This is a genomic window from Pseudoxanthomonas composti (genome assembly GCF_004122095.1).
In the GTDB taxonomy this organism is placed as follows: domain Bacteria; phylum Pseudomonadota; class Gammaproteobacteria; order Xanthomonadales; family Xanthomonadaceae; genus Pseudoxanthomonas_A; species Pseudoxanthomonas_A composti.
Genome location: NZ_SAWZ01000009.1, coordinates 127,138 through 142,240 on the forward strand (window position 1 = coordinate 127,138; position 15,103 = coordinate 142,240).

Below are 15,103 nucleotides of genomic sequence, written 5' to 3' on the forward strand. Positions count from 1 at the left end.
GTGTCCGCCGGACACTCGCCGGACACTGCGGTGTCCGCTCCGGGACACGGCGGACGTCACCGGTAGAATGTCCTGTCTGTGGACGTTGTCATAAGGTGGCTTGCGGATGTGCGGCATTGTGGGAGCGATCGCTGATCGCGACGTGGTTCCGGTCCTGATCGAAGGCCTCAAGCGCCTTGAATACCGTGGGTACGATTCGGCCGGCATTGCCGTGGTCGATGCCGGCAAGGCGCCCGACCGCCAGGTCCGGCGCGTGCGTCGCACCGGGCGGGTGTCGGAGATGGAGTCGGCCGCGCAGGGCGAGCACTTCGCCGCCACCCTGGGCATCGGCCACACCCGCTGGGCCACCCACGGCGGGGTGACCGAGGCCAATGCGCACCCGCACATCAGCCACGGCGTGGCGCTGGTGCACAACGGCATCATCGAGAACCACGAGGCGCAGCGCGAGAAGCTCGCCGCCCTGGGCTACCGCTTCGAGTCGCAGACCGATACCGAGGTCATCGCCCACCTCATCCATCACCACCTGGCTGCCGGCAGCGACCTGCTGATCGCGCTGCAGAAGACGGTCAAGGAGCTGACCGGCGCCTACGCCCTGGCCGTGGTCAGCCGCGCCGAGCCCGAGCGCCTGGTCTGCGCGCGCATGGGCTGCCCGCTGCTGGTGGGCCTGGGCGAGGGCGAAAACTTCGTCGCCTCGGACGTGTCGGCCATCATCCAGGCCACGCGCCAGGTGATCTTCCTGGAGGAAGGCGACACGGTGGACATCTCGCGCACCTCGGTGGCGATCTACGACGCCGACGATGCACGCGTGGAGCGCGAGGTGCATGTCTCTGACGTGTCGCTGGCCTCGCTGGAGCTGGGCCCCTACCGCCACTTCATGCAGAAGGAGATCCACGAGCAGCCGCGCGCGATCGCCGACACCATCGAGGCGGCCATCGATGCCGGCGGGTTCCCGGCCAGCCTGTTCGGCCAGCGTGCCGATGAGGTCCTGCGCGGCATCGAAGGCGTGCAGATCCTGGCCTGCGGCACCAGCTACTACGCCGGCATGACCGCGCGTTACTGGATCGAGGCGATCTCCGGCCTGCCGTGCAGCGTGGAAATCGCCAGCGAGTACCGCTACCGCGCCGCTTACGCCAATCCGCGCCACCTGATCGTCACCATCTCCCAGTCCGGCGAAACCCTGGACACGATGGAGGCGCTGAAATACGCCAAGTCGCTGGGCCACCTGCACACGCTGTCGATCTGCAACGTGCCGGAGAGCGCGATCCCGCGCGCCAGCGAGCTGGTCTGCTACACCCGCGCCGGCGCCGAGATCGGCGTGGCCTCGACCAAGGCCTTCACCACCCAGCTGGCCGCGCTGTTCCAGCTGGCGGTGGTGCTGGGCAAGCTGCATGGCAAGATCGAGGCGCAGGCCGAGGCCCAGTACCTGGAAGAGCTGCGCCACCTGCCCGGCAGCGTGCAGCACGCGCTCAACCTGGAGCCGCAGATCGCCGCATGGGCCGAGCGCTTCGCCGGCAAGGAAAACGCGCTGTTCCTTGGCCGCGGCCTGAGCTATCCGATCGCGCTGGAAGGCGCGCTCAAGCTCAAGGAGATCTCCTACATCCACGCCGAGGCCTATCCGGCCGGCGAGTTGAAGCACGGCCCGCTGGCGCTGGTGGACGACACCATCCCGGTGGTGTTCATCGCGCCCAACGACCGCCTGCTGGAGAAGGTCAAGTCCAACATGCAGGAAGTACGCGCGCGCGGCGGCGAGCTGTTCGTGTTCGCCGACCATGACAGCAACTTCAGCGAATCGGCGGGCGTGCATGTCATCCGCACCCCGCGCCACACCGGCGTGCTCTCGCCGGTGGTGCACACCATCCCGGTGCAGCTGCTGGCCTACCACACCGCCCTGGCGCGCGGCACCGACGTGGACAAGCCGCGCAACCTGGCCAAGTCGGTCACGGTGGAGTAAGTCCGGTCGAGGGCCGCGGGCTGGCCCGTGGCCTGCACGCCGGGTGATGCGCCCGGCGCGGTCCTCGCCTGCGCGCGTGGCTCAGTCCACGTCTTGCGCGCGCACGTGCGCGGCTGTTCACGTCCTTGCGGCGCAAACGCGCGCAAGCCCGGCCGACGCCGGGCGCATGTTTCAATAGCGCCCGGCTTTTCAGAGTTGGGTGTGGCACAGATGCACGCGAGTTATTTCCAGGCCGTCGGGCCGATGCGGTTCCTGCCCACGCAGGCGGTGTCTGGGGCCTGGAACATCCAAGAGCAGCACATCGCGCCGTCCATGGGCCTGCTGGCGCATCTGGTCGAGGCGCATCGCGATGCACGCCGCGACGATGGCCTGCGCATCGGCCGGGCCAGCTACGACATCCTGGGCAAGCTGGCGATGGACGCGTTCGAAGTGGAGATCGAGATCGTCAGGCCCGGCAAGACCATCGAGCTGGTCGAGGCGCGGCTGCGTCAGGGCGGACGGGTGGGCCTGGTGTTGCGCGCCTGGCTGATGGCCGCCTGCGATACGCGCGCGCTGGCCGGGTGCGAGGCCGCGCCGATGCCCGCCTGGGAGGACTTGCCCGCCTGGGACATGGGCGATCTGTGGCCCGGCGGCTTCGTGCGCAGCGTGGAACTGCGCCGTCACCAGGCCGCGCCTGGTGCGGCCAGCTACTGGGCGCGCACGCCCGTGCCGCTGCTGGCCGACACGCCGGTCAGCAGCACCGCGCGCCTGCTGGGGCTGGTGGACGTGGCCAACGGTTCGGCCGTGCGCGTGGCGCCGCAGCGCGTGGCGTTTCCTAACCTGGACCTGGGCGCGCACCTGTTCCGGGTGCCGGTCGGCGAGTGGGTGGGCTTCCAGACCAGCGTGGCCTTCGGCCCGGAGGGCATGGGGCTGACCCACAGCGTGCTGCACGATATCGAGGGTCCACTGGGGATGGTGTCCCAGTGCCTGACCGTGCGCCCGGGCCTGCAGGGCTGAACCCCGGCAAGGCGCTTCAGCCGACGTCGACCTCGCGATAGGCCTGCAGCAGGCGGCGCTCGCCTTCGATGCCCTCCTGCGACTTGCCGTGCTCCATGCCGAACACGAAGTCGCGCTTGTCCTGGCGCATGCGCGCCTGGATGTGGCGGAACACGTTGAGGTGGTGGATCTCGCCGGTGCCCGGTTCGTTGCGCCCGGGCACGTCGCCGATCTGGAAGTAGGCGATCTCGTCCCAGGCCAGGTCGATGTTGGCGATCAGGTTCCCCTCGTTGCGCTGCATGTGGTACAGGTCGTAGAGGATCTTCACCGACGGGCTGTTCACCGCGCGGGCGATCGCGTAGCTCTGCGCCGAGGTGCGCAGGAACAGGTCGGGCCGGTCGCTCAGCGGCTCCATCACCATCACCAGCCCGTGCGGCTCCATCACCTCGGCGCCGGCACGGATGGCATCGATGACATGGCCGGTCTGCAGGCCGAGCGGCAGCTTGGCCTCGGCGAAGCCCGGGACAATCGTCATCCACTTGGCATCCACGCGCTTGGCCACCTCCACCGCTTCGCGGCAGCGCTTGACGAAGCGCTCGCGGAACTCGGCCGCGCCGGTGGCGTAGGAGATCTTCCAGTTGTCGCCGGCATCGATCACGAACACGCCCATGGTCATGCCGTTCTTTGCCAGGGTCTGGCCGATGCGTTCCTGCAGGGCCACCGGGCGTCCCATCAGTTCGTTGTCCTCGTAGGCGCTGAAGCCTGCGTCGGCCATGAACTGGATCTGCCGGATGGGGTCGCGCCCGGCGGAATGCTCGAACAGTCCCAGGTGTGGGGCGAACTTCAGCGCGAACTTCTTGCCTGCCTCTGGCGACGCGCCAGCGCCGGTCTGCGCGAAGGCGGCGCCAAGGCCTGTGCCGGCCAGCGCGCCGCCAGCCAGGGTCCCGAGAAAATGGCGGCGGTGCATGCGGGGCCTCCGGGTGCGATGAGGAAGCGGGTGTCGCCAATGCCGAGGCGGTAGCTCCGCAGGCAGCGGCGTCAAACCGACGCAGGCCGTTGCCTGGCGAGCAGCGGCCTGCGCGGGGGGCGTGCGTCAGAGCTCGCGGATGCGCAGGTTGCGGAAGCTCACCGCATCGCCATGGTCCTGCAGGCCGATGCGGCCCTGCTTGGCCTGCCCGTAGTCCGGCCAGTCCTTGAACTTGGTCTGCGCCACGCGTTCCTTCCACTCCGGCGACCACAGCGTGTAGTCGGCGACCTTGACGCCGTTGAGCCAATGCTCGACATGCGCGCCCTGGGCGACGATGCGGCTCTGGTTCCACTCGCCCACCGGCTTGGGCACCGCGCCCTGCGGCGGGTAGATCGCGTAGACCGCGCCGGCATGACGGTCCGGCCCGTTCTTGCCGTCCGGGTGGCGGTCGTTGTCCAGCACCTGGTACTCGATGCCGCTCCAGTAGGCGAATTCGTTGTTCTCGTTGGCGCGATAGAACACGCCGCTGTTGCCGCCCTCGGAAATCTTCCACTCAAAGCGCAGGTCGAAGTCGCCGTAGTCGCGGTCGGTCATCAGGTCCGCGCCGCCGCTGATGCGCTCGATCGCCCCGTCCTTGGCGGCCCAGCCGGTGACCGGCTCGCCCGGCTTCTTGTACAGGTGCCAGCCGGCGAAGCTGCTGCCATCGAACAGCGGCGTGAAGCCAGTCTCGTCATCGCTGGCGGCCGGGGTTTCGGCGGCGGACTGCGGCGCCTGCGCCGGTGCGGCGGCACTGGGCGCGGCCGGGGGCGGGCTGGCATCGGGCGCCTTGGCGCACGCGGCCAGCAGGGTCAGGACGGCGGTGGAAAGCAAGGCCAGGCGGGGGACGTTGATCGGCATGCGCAGCACTCTTGGGTATGGTGGGAGGATCGGTCGCCGCGATGACGGGCATGCGCCAGCGGCCGACCAGGATTTCGTTGGATTCAATCGATCCAACCCGACCTTCCATGCTGGGGTGCAGCAAGGTCAAGCTGCGCTGCAACGAAAAGGCCGGCACAAACGGACCGGCCCTTCGGTTCGCCAGCATCGAAGCGCTGACTGCGCAGCGTCCCCGGTGCCCGCGGCGATCAGGCCCTGGCGAAGGCCAGCAGGTCCTGATTGAAGCGATCGGCGTGCGTGACCGTCAGCCCGTGCGGGGCGCCCGCGTAGATCTTCAGCTCGGCACCTTCGATGAGCTTGGCCGACAGCTTGCCAGAGGCATCGATCGGCACGATCTGGTCATCGTCGCCATGGATCACCAGGGTGGGCTTGTCGATCTTCTTCAGGTCCTGGGTGTAGTCCACCTCGGAGAACTCGTGGACACAGTCGTACTGGCCCTTCACGCCGCCGGCCATGCCCTGCAGCCAGAAGCTCTCGCGCATGCCGTCGGTGACCTTGGCGCCGTCGCGATTGGCGCCGAAGAACGGCGTGGTCAGCTCGCGATAGAACTGCGAGCGGTCGCCGGCCACCCCGGCACGGATGCCGTCGAACACCTCCAGCGGCGTGCCGTTGGGATTGGCCTGGGTCTTGAGCATCAGCGGCGGCACCGCGCCGACCAGTACCAGCTTGGCCACGCGCTTGCTGCCGTGGCGGCCGACGTAGTGGCTGATCTCGCCGCCGCCGGTGGAATGGCCAACCAGGATGGCGTCGGTGACGTTGGCCGCTTCCAGCACCGCGGCCAGGTCGTCGGCGTAGGTGTCCATGTCGTTGCCATCCCAGGTCTGGCTGGAGCGGCCATGGCTGCGGCGGTCGTGGGCGATCACCCGGTAGCCGTGCTGGCCCATGAACAGCATCTGCGGGTCCCAGGCATCGGAGGACAGCGGCCAGCCGTGGGCGAACACGACGGGCTGGCCGGTGCCCCAGTCCTTGTAGAAGATCTGGGCACCATCTTTGACGGTCACGAACTTGCTCATGGTGGGAATCCTTATGGCAGTGGGTGGTTGAAGCGCAGGTATGGGATGGCGTTACCTGGACGGGCGCGGCCGAGAGGGCGGGCATGCAGGCTTGCATGCCCGCGCGTTGGGTGAGGTGAGGCCAGATCCAGCGCGCATCGGTGTGGGAACGCGCGGCGTGCGGTCCTGCCCGCGCCGCATGGACGCGGGCAGGACGCCGGGGTGTCAATGCATGCCGGGCAGCTCGTTGGGGCGCAGGTCGAACACCAGCACCTCGGCGTCGGCGCCCTTGGCCAGAGTGATCGCCTCGACTTGGCGCAGGCGCAGGCCATCGCCTTCGCCCAACGCCTGGCCGTTGACCTCCACCGCGCCACGGGCCACGTGCACATAGGCGTGGCGGTGGCCGGCCAGCTTCAGGGTGGCGGTTTCCTCGCCATCGAACAGACCGGCATACACGCGCACGTCCTGGCGGATCTCAAGCGAGCCATCGGCGCCATTGGGCGAAAGCACCAGCTGCAGGCGGCCGCGTTTCTGCTCGGGCGAATAGAACTGCTGCTGGTAGCGCGGCTGCGCGCCCTTGACCGCCGGCATGATCCAGATCTGGAGGAAGTGCACGCCGGCCTCCGGTGAGTGATTGAACTCGCTATGGGCCACGCCGCTGCCGGCGCTCATGATCTGCACATCGCCCGGACGGATCACCGAGCCGGTGCCCATGCTGTCCTTGTGCTCCAGCGCGCCTTCCAGCACGTAGGAAAAGATCTCCATGTCCTGGTGCGGATGCGTGCCGAAGCCCTTGGCCGGCGCCACGCGGTCGTCGTTGATCACCCGCAGGTCGGAAAAGCCGATGAAGTTCGGGTTGTAGTAATGGCCGAAGGAGAAGGTGTGGCGCGAGGACAGCCAGCCGTGGTCGGCGACACCGCGCATGGTGGACTTGATGACATCGTTCATGGGAATGCTCCTTTGTGGGCGGTGGTGAGGGATCAGGACAGGGCGTGTTCGAGCTCGGCACGCTGGAGGCGTGCGCGTTCGCGCAGCGCATCCAGGCTCCAGGCGCCGCCGCCGAAGGCGACGAAGGACAGCAGGCCGCCGGCGATGGCGAGGTTCTTCCAGAAGTGGATGACCTGGTTCTGGTCGCTCCCGCTGTGGAACAGCAGCGCGGTGGCCACCGTGAACAGCGCCAGCACCGCCGCGGCGGCGCGGGTGTGCAGGCCCAGCAGGAAGGCCAGGCCGATGCCGACTTCCACCACCACCGCCGAGGCGTAGGCCGCTTGCGGCAGCGGCGCGCCGGCCGAGGCGATATAGGCCACGGTGGCGGCCGGCGCCAGCAGCTTGGCGATGCCGCTGCTCAGGAACAGCGGCGCCAACAGCAAGCGGCCAACGGCGGCCAGCGGCGCGGCAGCCGCCGTGGAGGCCACGGGCGAAACGGCGGGGTTGGACAGCGGGGACAGCGCGGCGGTGTTCATGGGGTGGGCTCCGGGTGTGCGGGGTCGGTTGACCATGGAGCGCATTGTGTTGTGACCGTCCGGGGAGATAAATTCCATTTCCAACGAATAACCGTCACGCACCAGATGACAATCAATGCATTGGAGGACATGCGTCTTTTCCAGGAAGTCCTGGACGCTGGCAGCTTCACCGCTGCGGCCGAGCGCCTGGACACGTCCAAGCAGCTGGTTAGCCGCAAGCTGATGGCGCTGGAGCAGCGACTGGGCGTGCGCCTGCTCAACCGCACCACGCGCAAGCTCAGCCCCACGCCGCTGGGACTGGCCTACCTGGAACGGGCGCGGGAGATCTTGGCGGCGGTGGAGGAGGCCGAGAGCGCCATCAGCCGGCAGGGCGCGCGCCCGCGCGGCACGCTGCGCATCAGCGCGCCGATGTCCTTCGGCACCCTGCACCTGGCGCCGCTGCTGCCGCGCTTCCTGCAGGCCTATCCGGACGTGCAGCTGGCGGTGGACCTCAACGACCGCGCCGTGGACCTGGTCGGGGAGGGCTACGACCTGGCCCTGCGCATCGGTCAGCTGGCCGAGTCCACCCTGGTAGGGCGGCGCATCGCCCTGACCCAGATGGTGACCTGCGCCAGCCCGGACTACCTGGCGCGTCATGGCGCGCCGGCCGAGCCGGCCGCACTGCGCGCGCATGCCTGCCTGTTGTACGGCCACGGCCGCAGGGGGCTGTGGAGCTTTCAGCGGGACGGCCGCACGCTGGGCGTGGAAGTCGCAGGCCACCTGCGCGCCAACAACGGCGAGGTCCTGTGCGAGGCGGCCGTGCAGGGCCAGGGCATCGCCCACCTGCCGCATTTCCTGGTGCGCGCAGGACTGGAGCGCGGGGCGCTGCAGCCGGTGCTGGCCGAGTTCGCGCCGCCGCCCCTGCCGGTCAGCGTGCTGTACCCGCAGCACCGCCAGACCTCGATGCTGGTGCGGGCCTTCGTCGATTTCCTGATGACCAGCAGCCTGCATGCGGGCTAGGGCGGCACGGCGGCCGCGCCTGCGCCAGGCCGGGGCGGACAGGTGAGCACCCCATGCACGCGTCGCGGCGCGGGTGTGGGCCTGAGGATCGGCCTGACCTCGCTGACCAGTCGATCTTGCCGCGCTGGCTCGCACAGCCGCGATCGGCGGTACGCATTGGCCTTCCGACAAAGCTCCGACGCGCTGGCTCTACCATCGGCGGCATGGACATCCATCGCCCAGCTGCCGCCGCGCACGTCGTGGCCGGCCCCCTGACATGACGAACAAGCCCCGCCGCCGCCGCGGCCTGCGCTTGCAGGTCACCTCCTGGCTGGTGCTGTACGCCGCGCTGCTGTCGTTGGCGGTGTTCCTGCACGGCTACATCGTCAACGAGCAGGCCGAGCAGGTGACCTGGCGCTCGCTGCTGGAGTCCGAGCTGCAGCACTTCCTGCAGCGCTCGCGCGAGGACGCGCGCTACCGCTGGACCGATACGGACACCGTGCAGCTGTTCGGCGACGACGACCAGTCGCCGGTGCCTGCCGCCTACCAGGGGCTGGGGCCCGGCATCTACGACGGGGTGCGCACGCCGCAGGGCGACAAGGTGGTCCTGGTGCGCGACGTCGATGGCCGCCGCCTGGTGCTGGCGCTGGACATCACCGAGCTGCAAGGGCACGAGGACAACCTGGGGCTGTGGATGCTGGCCTCGAACGTGCTGGCCGTGGTGCTGCTGGGCCTGCTGGTGGCCTGGGGCATGGGGCGGGTGATCCGCCCCTTGAGCGAGCTGGCCGAACGCATCCGCGCCTTGCGCCCGGACCGCGCCGGGCAGTCGCTGCCGTTGGATCCACGCGCCAGCGCCGAGCAGGGCGTGATCGCCGAGGCGCTCAACGATTACCTGGCGCGCAACGATCGCTTCGTCGAGCGCGAGCGCGCCTTCGTCAACAGCGTCAGCCACGAGTTGCGCACGCCCATCGCCGTCATCGGCGGGGCGGCCGAGCTCGGCCTGGACGACAACGCCACGCCGACCCAGATGCGCACCCAGCTGACGCGCATCCGCCAGACCGCAGGCTCGGTCGAGCATCTGATCACCTCGCTGCTGGTCCTGGCCAAGGACCCGGCGCGGACCCGCGGCAGCAGCGAGGACGTCGAGCTGGACGTGCTGCTGCGGCAGCTGGTGGCCGACCACGCGCACCTGGCCGTGGGCAAGGACCTGCAGGTCATGCTGGACCTGGCCGCGGGCGTGCGCGTGCTGGCCCCGCCGGTGATCGTGCAGGTGGTGGTGGGCAACCTGTTACGCAACGCCATCGAGCACAGCGACCGCGGCGTGATCCATGTCGCGCTCTCGGCGCAGGGCCAGGTGCGCATCGCCGATCCGGGCCATGGCATGACCCCGGAGGAAGTCAGCGCGATCTACGCGCGCATGGCGCGGGGCGCCTCACGCGATGGCGGCGGCATCGGCCTGGAGCTGATCGCCAAGCTCTGCGGGCACCTGGGCTGGACGCTGAGCTTCCTGCCCGCGAACGGCGGCGGCACGGTGGCGACGCTGGATCTGTGCACGCAGCCGAAGGAGGCGGGCTGACGCGCGGACCGGTGCGCGTCGGGCCGGGTGTCAGCGGATCGCGGCGCGCTGCGTGGCGTGCGTGCGCAACGACTGCGGCAGTCGCTGGCGGGCATGGGCACGGCGGCGGACATGCATCAGCAGACTGATCGCCTGGTCCAGGGTCGCCGAAGCGGCGATCACCAGCAGCACGATCACGAGCGGTAGCAGCAGGGCCCACATGGTGGTCAAGGAACGGCTGGTCCGGGTCGGGTCGTGCGCATTCTCGCAGCGCCCGGGTGAAGCCTGCCTTCACCGGAGGCCTGAATTGCAAGGGTGGATGATGTGGAAACGCTTGCACTCGGCAAGCGCCGCGCCGCAGTTGCCCATTCCGCGACGATGGTGGATGGAAGAGCGCCCTCCACCCGACGGGCGATGGGCGAACGTAGGGTGGACAACGCGAAGCTTGTCCACCACGCGTCGGCCGCGGCCAAGCCTGGCGTCTTGCCGCGCACAAGTGGTTCGTCTCGCGACGATGGTGGATGGAAGAGCGCCATCCACCCTACGGCGACGGGAGCGTAGGGTGGACAACGCGAAGCTTGTCCACCAAGTCATCCGCCGCGACCAAGGCTGGCGCCCGGCGGCGCATACGTGATTCGTTTCGCGACGATGGTGGATGGAAGAAACGCCATCCACCCCACGTAGGGTGGACAACGCGAAGCTTGTCCACCACGGCGCCCGCATGAGTCGGCGGACGTCAGTGCCCGCCGCCGTCCATGGCCTTGAGCTCGCTGACCAGCGCGCTGGCGGCTTCGGCGCCATCGCCGTAGAGCATGCGCGTGTTGTCGGCGTAGAACAGGGCATTCTCGATGCCGGCAAAGCCGGTACCCTTGCCGCGCTTGATCACGATGGTGTTCTTCGACTCCACCACGTCCAGGATGGGCATGCCGTAGATCGGGCTGGCCGGGTCGGTCTTGGCCACCGGGTTGACCACATCGTTGGCGCCGATCACCAGCGAAACGTCGGTGTTGGCAAACTCCGGATTGATGTCGTCCATGTCGGCGATCAAATCGTAGGGCACGCCAGCCTCGGCTAGCAGCACGTTCATGTGGCCCGGCATGCGGCCGGCGACCGGATGGATGGCGAACTTTACCTTCACCCCGCGCTCGATCAGGCGCTGTGCCAGTTCCCAGATCTTGTGCTGGGCCTGGGCCACGGCCATGCCGTAACCGGGCACGATGACCACGCGCTCGGCGAAGGCCATCATCGCGGCCACGTCGCCAGCCTCGATGGGCTTTTGCGAGCCGGTGATCTCCGCCGCGGTACCGCCGCCCCCGAAGTTGGAAAACAGCACGCCGCTGATCGGCCGGTTCATCGCCTTGGCCATCAGGCGCGTGAGCAGGATGCCCGCCGCGCCGACCATCATGCCGGCGATGATCAGCGCCTCGTTGCCCAGCACATAGCCTTCGAAGGCCACGGCCAGGCCGGTAAACGCGTTGTACAGCGAGATCACCACCGGCATGTCCGCACCGCCGATCGGCAGCGTCATCAGCACGCCCAGGGCCAGCGCGACGATGAAGAAGGCGATGATGGCGATCGGGTCCAGCGTGAGTGCGGCCCAGCCGCCCAGCAGCACCATCGCCACGGCCACGACCAGGTTCAACACCTGCTGGCCGGGAAAGGTCACGCGCTTGTCCAGGCGGCCGTCGAGCTTGGCCCAGGCGATCACCGAGCCGGACAGCGAGACCGCGCCGATGGCCGAGCCGATCGCCGCCAGCACCAGGGTGGCGGTGCCGGGGTGGCGCGCGGCCAGCTCGGCGATGGCCGCCTCGCTCCAGTTGGAGGTGTCCCGGCGCAGCAGCAAGGCGTAGCGCAACAGCTCCACCGCACCGATGGCCGCGGCCGATCCGCCGCCCATGCCGTTGTACAGCGCCACCATCTGCGGCATGTCGGTGATGGCGACCTTCTTGGCCGACCACCACGCCGCACCGGCGCCGATCGCAATCGCCGCCAGGATCAGCGGAATGTTGTGCAGCTCGGGCAGGAAGAAGGTGGCCACCGTGGCGATCAACATGCCAAGGCCAGCCCAGCGGATGCCGCTGCGCGCGGTCCTGGGAGAGGCCATGCGCTGCAGGCCCAGCAGGAACAGCGTGGCGGCGACGAGGTAGCTGGCCTTGACCAGCCAGTCCAGCAGAGGCGCAAGGCTCACGGCTTGGACTCCGGCTTCTTGCTGGACTTGAACATCTCCAGCATGCGCTCGGTCACCACATAGCCGCCAGCGGCGTTACCCGCGCCCAGCAGCACCGCCAGGAAGCCCAGCACCTTCTCCAGCGTGGTGTCGGCATGGCCCAGCACCACCATCGCGCCGATCAGCACGATGCCGTGGATGAAGTTGGACCCGGACATCAGCGGCGTGTGCAGGATCACCGGCACGCGCGAGATGATGACGTGGCCGGCGATGGCCGCCAGCATGAAGATGTACAGCGCAACGAACCCGTCGCTCATGGGGTCGGCTCCTGGAGGGGCGTGGAAGAAGGCTTCTGCGCGGGCGCGGCCGGCCATACCGTCTTGGCCAGCAGTTCGTCGTTCCAGTCGTAGGCGATCTGCCCGTCCTTCAGGAACAGCGCCACGAAGTTGTAGACGTTGCGGGCGTACATCTCGCTGGCGTGGACCGCGCCCATGCTGGCCAGGTTGAGCGGACCGGCGATGACCACGCCGGCCTCCTCGATGGTCTGGCCCGGCTGGGTAAGCTCGCAGTTGCCGCCGGTCTCGGCGGCCAGGTCGACGATCACGCTGCCTGGCTTCATGCCGCGCGCCATGTCGGCGCTGACGATCTTCGGCGCAGGGCGGCCCGGCACGGCGGCGGTGCAGACGATCACATCGACCGATTTCAGGTGTTCGGCCAGGCGACGCTGCTGCTCGGTGCGCTCGTCCTCGCTCAGCTGGCGCGCGTAGCCGCCTTCGCCGGCCGCGCTCACGCCCAGGTCGAGGAACCTGCCGCCCAGCGATTCGATCTGCTCGCGCGTTTCCGGGCGCACGTCGAAGCCCTCCACCTGCGCGCCCAGACGCTTGGCGGTGGCCACGGCCTGCAGGCCGGCCACCCCGGCGCCGATGACCAGCACCTTGGACGGGCGGATGGTGCCGGCGGCGGTGGTCAGCATCGGAAAGAAACGCGGCGCCAGCTCGGCGGCGATCAAGGTGGCCTTGTAGCCGGCCATGCCCGCCTGCGAGCTCAGCACGTCCATCGATTGCGCGCGCGTGGTGCGCGGCAGGCGCTCCAGCGGAAAGACCTTGCGCGTGTCGCCGGACAGCGCCGCGGCGCGCGCCTCATCGGCTTGCGGCTGCAGTGTGCCGACGATGGCGGCGAACGGCGACAGTTGCGCCAGCGCGGCCACGGTGGGGGACTGCACGCACAGCACCAGGTTGGCCGCGCCGGGGGAGGCGGCATCGGCCAGCCTGGCGCCCGCGGCCTCATAGGCAGCGTTGGTGAAGCCCGCCGACAGCCCGGCATCGGCCTCCACGTGCACGGTGGCGCCCAGCGCCACCAGCTTCTTAACGGTTTCCGGTGTGGCCGCCACGCGGCGCTCGCCGGGTGCGGTCTCGCGCACGACCAGCACCTGGGCTGATGGTGTAGACAGGGCAGTCATCGATGGTCCTGTGGATCACATGGAAGGTGGATGGCAGTGGACCGCCGCGACCGGACATGCGACCCCGACGCCGGGGCACGCCTGCCGATGCGGACGGCACGGTCTCCATCGCGGCGCCCGAGGGCTTCATTGCACGTAAAACGGCCTGTGGCCGCCGGGAAACGCCGCGCGTCCTTTTATCACGATTGCCGCGCTTGTCAGCCTTGCGATTTGATGCGATTTCCGCAGGCCTGGTTGCAGGTGTTCCATACGCGCGCGTGTGGGCTTTGGCCCGCATCGGCGTGCTGCAGCGCAGCTTGGCGCAGGGCCTGGCAATGTGGAGGTGCACCACGCATCAAGGCCGCAGGCGGCCTGCATGACGCTGCGCAAGACCGCCTGGCGTGAGCGCATCGCATGCGCCACTGGTTCAGCGCCTACGCAGCGCTCGCTGCGCCGAATGGCCGACACCCGCATGTCTGCCATCGTCCCCGGCCGGCGCCGTGGTCATGCCACGGTAGAATTGGCCTCTCTTCCGCACCGTGTCTCCAAGTCCATGTCGCAGCGCGACTGGGTGGCCTCCGCCATCCGCAAGATCGAGGCCGATTTCAACCGGTCGGCCGACACCCATTTGATCCCGCTGGCCTTGCCGGGCTACCCGGAGATCGCGGTCTATCTCAAGGACGAGTCCAGCCACCCCACCGGCAGCCTCAAGCACCGGCTGGCGCGCTCGCTGTTCCTCTACGCGCTGGCCAACGGCTGGCTGCGCGAAGGCGCGCCGGTGGTGGAAGCTTCCAGCGGCTCGACCGCCGTGTCCGAGGCCTACTTCGCGCGTCTGCTGGGGTTGCCCTTCATCGCGGTCATGCCGGCCAGCACCTCGCCGGAGAAGATCGCCGCCATCGCCTTCTATGGCGGGCAGTGCCACCTGGTGGACGACCCGGGCGCCATCAACGCCACCTCCGCGCAGCTGGCCTGTGAGCGTGGCGGGCACTTCATGGACCAGTTCACCTATGCCGAGCGCGCCACCGACTGGCGCGCCAACAACAACATCGCCGAGTCGATCTTCAAGCAGATGGCGCAGGAGCCGCACCCGACCCCGGAATGGATCGTGTGCAGCCCCGGCACCGGCGGCACCAGCGCCACCCTGGGCCGCTACGTGCGCTACCGCCAGCACCCCACGCGCATTCTCTGCGCCGACCCGGAACACTCGGTGTTCTTCGATTACTACCGCGGCGCGCTCGACGGCTGCGCCGATGCCTCGCTGCTGCACCACTGCGGCTCGCGCATCGAAGGCATCGGCCGCCCGCGCGTGGAGCCGAGCTTCATCCCGGCCTGCGTCGATGCCATGGTCAAGGTGCCCGACGCACTGAGCCTGGCGGCCATGCGCTGGACCAGCGCCGCGCTGGGGCGGCGGGTGGGCGGTTCCACTGGCACCAACCTGATCGGCGTGCTGGCCGCGGCCCAGCGCATGCGCAAGGCCGGCCGCGCCGGCAGCATCGTGAGCATCCTGTGCGATGCCGGCGACCGTTACGCGCATAGCTACTATGCCGAGGACTGGTACGGCGCGCGCGGCATCGATGTCGTCCAGGCCGATGCGGCCGTGGCCGCCGCGGTCGCCGGCGCGCCGCTGCCCGAGCTGCCGCAGTCCTGCCAGGAAGGCCGGCCCGGCTGAGCGCCCCAGGGC

Annotated in this window: 14 protein-coding genes; 5 read left to right on the plus strand and 9 right to left on the minus strand. The window is 69.1% G+C overall.

The features are described 5' to 3' along the window. The first annotated feature begins 106 nt into the window (after positions 1 to 106). Positions 107 to 1,951, plus strand: a complete 1,845-nt coding sequence (glmS, locus tag EPA99_RS15560) for a glutamine--fructose-6-phosphate transaminase (isomerizing) (RefSeq protein WP_129472159.1) — start codon at positions 107 to 109, stop codon at positions 1,949 to 1,951. Between the two features lie 210 nt (positions 1,952 to 2,161). Then, positions 2,162 to 2,947, plus strand: coding sequence for a thioesterase family protein (locus EPA99_RS15565; protein WP_129472160.1), 786 nt, complete (start codon positions 2,162 to 2,164; stop codon positions 2,945 to 2,947). Positions 2,948 to 2,963: 16 nt separating this feature from the next. On the opposite strand, the gene EPA99_RS15570 is transcribed toward EPA99_RS15565, so the two are convergent. The 5 genes from EPA99_RS15570 to EPA99_RS15590 form a co-directional block, all read right to left on the minus strand. Beyond that, a complete protein-coding gene (locus EPA99_RS15570) occupies positions 2,964 to 3,893 on the minus strand; it encodes a hydroxypyruvate isomerase family protein (RefSeq protein WP_129472161.1) in 930 nt (309 codons plus the stop codon). 126 nt (positions 3,894 to 4,019) lie between these two features. Then, positions 4,020 to 4,790, minus strand: coding sequence for a 3-keto-disaccharide hydrolase (locus tag EPA99_RS15575; protein WP_129472162.1), 771 nt, complete (start codon positions 4,788 to 4,790; stop codon positions 4,020 to 4,022). A gap of 227 nt (positions 4,791 to 5,017) precedes the next feature. Then, complete coding sequence (locus EPA99_RS15580; protein WP_129472163.1) at positions 5,018 to 5,842, minus strand: alpha/beta fold hydrolase; 825 nt, start codon at positions 5,840 to 5,842, stop codon at positions 5,018 to 5,020. A 204-nt stretch (positions 5,843 to 6,046) separates the two neighbouring features. After that, the gene (locus EPA99_RS15585) at positions 6,047 to 6,769 is read right to left on the minus strand and encodes a pirin family protein (protein WP_129472164.1); all 723 of its coding nucleotides are present in this window, start codon (positions 6,767 to 6,769) and stop codon (positions 6,047 to 6,049) included. Positions 6,770 to 6,801: 32 nt separating this feature from the next. Continuing rightward, positions 6,802 to 7,284, minus strand: a complete 483-nt coding sequence (locus EPA99_RS15590; RefSeq protein ID WP_129472165.1) for a DoxX family protein — start codon at positions 7,282 to 7,284, stop codon at positions 6,802 to 6,804. 129 nt (positions 7,285 to 7,413) lie between these two features. On the opposite strand from EPA99_RS15590, the gene EPA99_RS15595 reads away from it, so the two are divergent. Both EPA99_RS15595 and EPA99_RS15600 read left to right on the plus strand, forming a co-directional pair. After that, on the plus strand, positions 7,414 to 8,283 hold the full coding sequence (locus tag EPA99_RS15595; RefSeq protein ID WP_206733779.1) for a LysR family transcriptional regulator: 870 nt from the start codon (positions 7,414 to 7,416) through the stop codon (positions 8,281 to 8,283). A gap of 256 nt (positions 8,284 to 8,539) precedes the next feature. Next, a complete protein-coding gene (locus tag EPA99_RS15600) occupies positions 8,540 to 9,838 on the plus strand; it encodes a sensor histidine kinase (protein ID WP_129472166.1) in 1,299 nt (432 codons plus the stop codon). 30 nt (positions 9,839 to 9,868) lie between these two features. Here EPA99_RS15600 and EPA99_RS18775 read toward each other — a convergent pair whose 3' ends face one another. From EPA99_RS18775 to EPA99_RS15615, 4 genes are all read right to left on the minus strand, one after another. Beyond that, complete coding sequence (locus tag EPA99_RS18775) at positions 9,869 to 10,039, minus strand: hypothetical protein (RefSeq protein ID WP_164978673.1); 171 nt, start codon at positions 10,037 to 10,039, stop codon at positions 9,869 to 9,871. A gap of 514 nt (positions 10,040 to 10,553) precedes the next feature. Continuing rightward, positions 10,554 to 12,005, minus strand: a complete 1,452-nt coding sequence (locus EPA99_RS15605; protein ID WP_129472167.1) for an NAD(P)(+) transhydrogenase (Re/Si-specific) subunit beta — start codon at positions 12,003 to 12,005, stop codon at positions 10,554 to 10,556. Then, on the minus strand, positions 12,002 to 12,301 hold the full coding sequence (locus tag EPA99_RS15610) for an NAD(P) transhydrogenase subunit alpha part 2 (RefSeq protein ID WP_129472168.1): 300 nt from the start codon (positions 12,299 to 12,301) through the stop codon (positions 12,002 to 12,004). The genes EPA99_RS15605 and EPA99_RS15610 overlap by 4 nt, the downstream gene beginning before the upstream one ends. After that, the gene (locus tag EPA99_RS15615) at positions 12,298 to 13,443 is read right to left on the minus strand and encodes an NAD(P) transhydrogenase subunit alpha (RefSeq protein ID WP_129472169.1); all 1,146 of its coding nucleotides are present in this window, start codon (positions 13,441 to 13,443) and stop codon (positions 12,298 to 12,300) included. The genes EPA99_RS15610 and EPA99_RS15615 overlap by 4 nt, the downstream gene beginning before the upstream one ends. Positions 13,444 to 13,975: 532 nt before the next feature. On the opposite strand from EPA99_RS15615, the gene EPA99_RS15620 reads away from it, so the two are divergent. After that, positions 13,976 to 15,091, plus strand: a complete 1,116-nt coding sequence (locus EPA99_RS15620; protein ID WP_129472170.1) for a PLP-dependent cysteine synthase family protein — start codon at positions 13,976 to 13,978, stop codon at positions 15,089 to 15,091. Positions 15,092 to 15,103: the final 12 nt, after the last annotated feature.

What these genes read in the sequence shown, in the direction of transcription:
- EPA99_RS15600 (WP_129472166.1), top strand. Translation starts at nt 8,540, where the DNA reads ATGACGAACAAGCCCCGCCGCCGCCGCGGCCTGCGCTTGCAGGTCACC.
- EPA99_RS15610 (WP_129472168.1), bottom strand. Translation starts at nt 12,301, where the DNA reads ATGAGCGACGGGTTCGTTGCGCTGTACATCTTCATGCTGGCGGCCATC.
- EPA99_RS15565 (WP_129472160.1), top strand. Translation starts at nt 2,162, where the DNA reads ATGCACGCGAGTTATTTCCAGGCCGTCGGGCCGATGCGGTTCCTGCCC.
- EPA99_RS15590 (WP_129472165.1), bottom strand. Translation starts at nt 7,284, where the DNA reads ATGAACACCGCCGCGCTGTCCCCGCTGTCCAACCCCGCCGTTTCGCCC.
- EPA99_RS15585 (WP_129472164.1), bottom strand. Translation starts at nt 6,769, where the DNA reads ATGAACGATGTCATCAAGTCCACCATGCGCGGTGTCGCCGACCACGGC.
- EPA99_RS15580 (WP_129472163.1), bottom strand. Translation starts at nt 5,842, where the DNA reads ATGAGCAAGTTCGTGACCGTCAAAGATGGTGCCCAGATCTTCTACAAG.
- EPA99_RS18775 (WP_164978673.1), bottom strand. Translation starts at nt 10,039, where the DNA reads ATGTGGGCCCTGCTGCTACCGCTCGTGATCGTGCTGCTGGTGATCGCC.
- EPA99_RS15615 (WP_129472169.1), bottom strand. Translation starts at nt 13,443, where the DNA reads ATGACTGCCCTGTCTACACCATCAGCCCAGGTGCTGGTCGTGCGCGAG.
- EPA99_RS15620 (WP_129472170.1), top strand. Translation starts at nt 13,976, where the DNA reads ATGTCGCAGCGCGACTGGGTGGCCTCCGCCATCCGCAAGATCGAGGCC.
- EPA99_RS15570 (WP_129472161.1), bottom strand. Translation starts at nt 3,893, where the DNA reads ATGCACCGCCGCCATTTTCTCGGGACCCTGGCTGGCGGCGCGCTGGCC.
- EPA99_RS15575 (WP_129472162.1), bottom strand. Translation starts at nt 4,790, where the DNA reads ATGCCGATCAACGTCCCCCGCCTGGCCTTGCTTTCCACCGCCGTCCTG.
- EPA99_RS15595 (WP_206733779.1), top strand. Translation starts at nt 7,414, where the DNA reads ATGCGTCTTTTCCAGGAAGTCCTGGACGCTGGCAGCTTCACCGCTGCG.
- glmS (WP_129472159.1), top strand. Translation starts at nt 107, where the DNA reads ATGTGCGGCATTGTGGGAGCGATCGCTGATCGCGACGTGGTTCCGGTC.